This window comes from Moorena sp. SIO4E2, assembly GCF_010671945.1.
GTDB lineage: Bacteria > Cyanobacteriota > Cyanobacteriia > Cyanobacteriales > Coleofasciculaceae > Moorena > Moorena producens.
Genome location: NZ_JAAHIE010000547.1, coordinates 1 through 4,614, shown reverse-complemented (window position 1 = coordinate 4,614; position 4,614 = coordinate 1). Strand labels below are relative to the sequence as shown.

Genomic DNA, 4,614 nt, shown 5'->3' with positions numbered 1-4,614 from the left:
ACGCCGCTTTTCCGATCTTAATTTATGATAGCCACCCTAGGAGATTAGTCATAAGCACCTAAACAAAATTAATTTCCTACTACTAATCTCTGTAACCCTTACATTGTAAGGCTTTGATTTTTGAAAAATGGGTAATTAATTTTGTGCACCTGCTTACTTTAAGTACCACTTTACTTAAATAAGGTTTTAATTGGTGCTCTAGAATCAATAAGGCAATTTTTCTATCTAAGACTTCACGTTGTTTACTACTAATTTCGGGAGACCACAACCCTTCAGATCCAGTCAGATAAACATCTGGCTTAAAAACTTCAAAGGTAGCTTCTATATAGCAAGGCTTTGCCATTACATCTATTGTTCCCAGCTCGACTTCATTGAGTAATCCTTTAAACACGGGTTGACCCGTTTTTACCTCAAAAACCCAAGCCGGAGTTTCCTCTGGTCCCGTCGTTGTGATCTCAGGGTCAATAAACTGAAACCCATCTGTTGTGCCTCCTGTATTTTTGTGACCATGGTTAGCTTTAACCCCAGGTGGATTTTTATCCCAAGACGCCTCGACTTTACTGTGATTTTCCTGACTCTCTTGCTGCCTCCTCTCTTTCTCAACATCAGGGTCAAATGAGCCACTTAAGTTACGGGCTTCCAAAGGTATCTTGCCATTTTTCAGCCTTAGCCTGAGTTCTCCACCTTTGAGTCCGAACCTAACTCGACCGAGTGGCATCTGCACCCACTGTTCATTAAATTGTATAGTCAGGTATAGCTTCAATTGCTTTCTCTTGCGAGATGAAAAAATTCCTGTCGATACTGGCTTGACTTTGAGATCCATCGTCACACAATCTGGAAATTTATTTTCCTCAATTAGTAGGGTAAACGGTTTCGCCACATCAGGGTATTCTTGACCCAACAGATGTTTCCTCAGGTCTAAGGATTGCAGGTACAGGGGTTCCGCTTCTTCGTAGCGCCCCTGAGTATAGTACAGTAAAGCCAGGTTGTTGAGGCTGGTGGCCACATCTGGGTGTTCTTCACCCAAGCGATCTCTAACCGTTGATAAGCATTGCTGATACCAAGTCAAGGCTTTTTCGTAAGCGCCTTGACCTTTGTAAAAGCGCGCTAAGCCCACAAAAGGCCAGATTAAATCTTCGTCATTTAAGTATTCTTTTTGGTTAGTGGCAACTTCCACCAGGTGAGGGATAGTAGGGGTATGTGCTAAAATATCTGACTTAATTAGGGTCTCAGGAATATCCTTTGCTATTGCTACTATAGCTGAACAAACGCCCCGTTTTAGTTTTTCAATATCAGCTAATTGTTCCCGTTTGATACTCAAAAATTCTCTAATCCGTTCGTGAAGTTGGTAGGTATTATCATCCAACTTCTGGAGTAAATACTTTTCAACTAAGATATCCCGATTCACTACTAAATCAAAGTCTAAGCTAGCAGCTGCAGCAGCCTCGGATACTAATGACCAGGGAATAGGAGCCAAGGCAAACAAACTCAGGAGAGCAGCCATGGTTTGAGCTGAAGACTCTAAGGAATCCCAATTGAGTTCCAGCACAACATCATCTGTACCAGAGTCCCCTTCTTCAGATTGCTTCTGCTCTAGGAGCGATAAAATTTCTTCTAGCATCATCTACTCCCTGGCTTTGAGTATAGCGCTGCCGCATTGTATAATCCTAAAGGTACACAGCCAACAAATTTACAGAGCTTTGTAGCAAATTCTAACTCTTTTTGAACCAACTCCTTTCCTAACAACTGTGCTAACAACTCTAGAGCCTCAGTTTCTGGTAATTCCCCCAGAGGAAGTGACGCATAGGGTAACTGTGAACTACGAGTGGTGATTAATACCCTGAATCGAGAACCCATGGGCGGTAAGTAGTCTTTGATTTGCTCGATGTTAGTGACATTATCGAAAACTAATAACACTTTACCTGGTGGCCACTTTTTCCAGCAATAAGCAAGTTGGCTAGCAATGGTGAGATTTTCAGGAATCGAAAAATCATATTCATTCACAAATGCAAATTCCGAGAGCTGGGTTACAATATCCGTTCTCTTGAAATACAACCAACAACAGCCACCGGGATAATCTTCTAAATTGTAACAAGAGTATTGAATTGCTAGTTCTGTTTTCCCTACTCCCCCCTGACCTGTGGAATCAGTAATTGCTACAATATTATTTTGCTGAAATAGCTGATCTAACTCTTCCAGTGGTTGGTGTCTATCTACAAACTTACAGGCTTTAGTACTGGGTATATTGTGGGCAATCTCAAAAGGATTAGGATAATAAGTATCCTGATCACCATCCCAACTGCGCCGATAAAAATAGGTTGGTAGTTGTTGTTTATTTAAATTAGCAAATTGTTGCTTAACGTGCTTAGCAACTACTTCCATATCTGGCAGCCAGTCGTGTTGCGCCAACGCTTTTCTTACCGCTTGGGAAAAATATCCCGTTTGTTCCGAGGAGTTAACTTTGGCTGTCTCCCCTTCTCTAGTAGCCAGTAAAACAAACTGTTGACTGTCTTTCCTAGGTTGACCACTATTAAAATGTTTTCCTCCCAAATTGGTTGGTCGCCCTCTTGACTCTAAAAGATAATTGGCACAAGCATCGACTATACAAATATGATGGGTAATCTTAAATGACTCTGAACCCAAAAGTAGTAACAGGGAATTAAAATCTAGATTTTGCCAATTCGTTTTACTAGCATCAGCACAAAGTAGCCTGCGATTCCGCTCCGAAGTAATTAAACCATGACCTGCCCAAAACATAAACAGTAACTCTCCCGTTTTTTGAGACAGATCATTAGTAATGATATCAACTATATTCTGCTCGGTTGCTGGCTTTGACGTTATCTCAAAGTTATTAACCAGTTCACTATTTTCAGTTAAAGGAGACAAACACAGCCTGATATTATCCTTTGGCACTCTTTGTGATAACAACCAATCAGCAAACTTGATGGCATCATGAACGGGACCATTCACATTCCAGTTTGTTGCTTGATAGTTCTCGATACCGACAATCAACCCATAGGTTTTTTCTGGCCTAGCATTAATGGTCATGGTAAGGTTTGTAAATGTTGCGTAGGGATAATTGCCTTCCAGGCGTAGGGTGCGTTAGGGGCGGACTTGCCATTATTTTTTGCGTAGCCAGGGTTGTGATAGTCCGCCCCGTAACGCACCACCGGCTCAAACTCTTCCCTGTTCCCTGTTCCCTGTTCCCGACTTCTGTAAGAAGTCTATGGTAACCTCGGGATAATTGCCTTCCAGGTAGCAGGGTTTGTCCAATAAGCGCTGTGGGCTTGGGGAAAGGGTTGTTTACTGTCCACCAAAACATCCTGCACTTTATTAGGGAATAGAGTAGCACCAATGTAACTAAGGAAATCTCGTAAATCATAAATATTCAACCACTCCGGAAAAAAGTCGGGCAGAGGCTGACCAAATTCTAAGCTATATAAGGCATTAATTTCGTATAAAAAGGGAGCTTGAGAACCAACTGTAATTAATAATGTTACCTGTGCCATTGGTTGATTCACTAATAAATCAACACAAGCAATCCCTCCTAAACTATGGGCTAATATAACAACTGGTGGTTCAGCCTCTTCTATCGTTTTCTGGATAAAGTCACGTATTTGCTGACCCCGACTTTGATAAAGTATAATGTCACCAGGTGTAGGAGTATTTGCTTCAGTAATTGCACCCCTTTTACTCCTCACCCAAGCTGTAGCTGGTCCCGCCAATAAGGAAAGTGGTTTCTGGATCCAGTCACCCAATCCCAAGTCTTCCTCCTTACCCAAAGCATTACTTAGTGATCTCACGAGTTGATCACGCAATTCCGGATTAGGAAGTATGATGGAATCCTGATTTTGCTGCTGACAGTCAAACATTGCCTGAGCAATAATTGCTCTTGCGATCGCTCTAGTTATGGTATCACCATCTTCACCATCTGAATCAGAGACTTGGTCTAATACTTGTTGATAAACAGCACTACTCGTAACATGGCGTCGTGCCTGATCAAACCCCTCTGCTATGCCCGCTGCTTGTAATTTTTCCTGCAATTTTCCAGTAGGAATCAAATCCAGCAACCGATCATGTAATTGATCACCCGGTTGTTCTCCAAAGGGATTACTATCACCACCAGTCCTAGGTTTAAACGACAACAATCCTAATTCATAAAGGGGATTGCGATATAACTCCTGCCAAAGAATAATAGTTTGATCCTCTTCCTCTCCCTGATCCAGAGCTAAGGTGGCATCAAACAACGGTATCGATGCCCCTTGAGCATTGAGCTTACTCCCAAATTCCCCACCCCAAAAGCAAGGGACAACGGTAATATCCGGACGTTGTTTAGTGACAAAACCCTCAACTATCTTAAAGGTTTGCTCATAGGCAGCTTGCCTAACCCCTGTGCCATGGACAAATACTAGAGTTGTCATAGTTGAGAAGATAGTTGATCAATATCTATATATTTTACCGTCAGCGGTCAGGGGTCAGGGGTCAGCGGTCAGCGGTCAGGGGTCAGCCGTCAGCGGTCAGCGGTCAGCCGTCAGCAGACTTAACTCAGATTAAAAGAATGCTTATATCTTTTATTCAAAAGCTGAAAGGTAAGCATATGCCCTACGTGCAGGC

General features: G+C 42.3%; 3 protein-coding genes. All 3 read right to left on the bottom strand.

Annotated features, from left to right (window positions below; all coding sequences use genetic code 11):
* Nucleotides 1-82 precede the first annotated feature (82 nt).
* Nucleotides 83-1,624: a tetratricopeptide repeat protein gene (locus tag F6K37_RS32680; protein ID WP_287254805.1), complete on the bottom strand. Its 1,542-nt coding sequence runs from the start codon at nt 1,622-1,624 to the stop codon at nt 83-85.
* Complete coding sequence (locus tag F6K37_RS32675; protein ID WP_287254803.1) at nt 1,621-3,048, bottom strand: caspase family protein; 1,428 nt, start codon at nt 3,046-3,048, stop codon at nt 1,621-1,623. The genes F6K37_RS32680 and F6K37_RS32675 overlap by 4 nt, the downstream gene beginning before the upstream one ends.
* A gap of 176 nt (nt 3,049-3,224) precedes the next feature.
* A complete protein-coding gene (locus F6K37_RS32670; RefSeq protein WP_287254802.1) occupies nt 3,225-4,421 on the bottom strand; it encodes a lipase family protein in 1,197 nt (398 codons plus the stop codon).
* Nucleotides 4,422-4,614 lie beyond the last annotated feature (193 nt).

Coding starts and splice junctions, on each gene's coding strand:
- F6K37_RS32680 (WP_287254805.1), bottom strand. CDS start 1,624: ATGATGCTAGAAGAAATTTTATCGCTCCTAGAGCAGAAGCAATCTGAA.
- F6K37_RS32675 (WP_287254803.1), bottom strand. CDS start 3,048: ATGACCATTAATGCTAGGCCAGAAAAAACCTATGGGTTGATTGTCGGT.
- F6K37_RS32670 (WP_287254802.1), bottom strand. CDS start 4,421: ATGACAACTCTAGTATTTGTCCATGGCACAGGGGTTAGGCAAGCTGCC.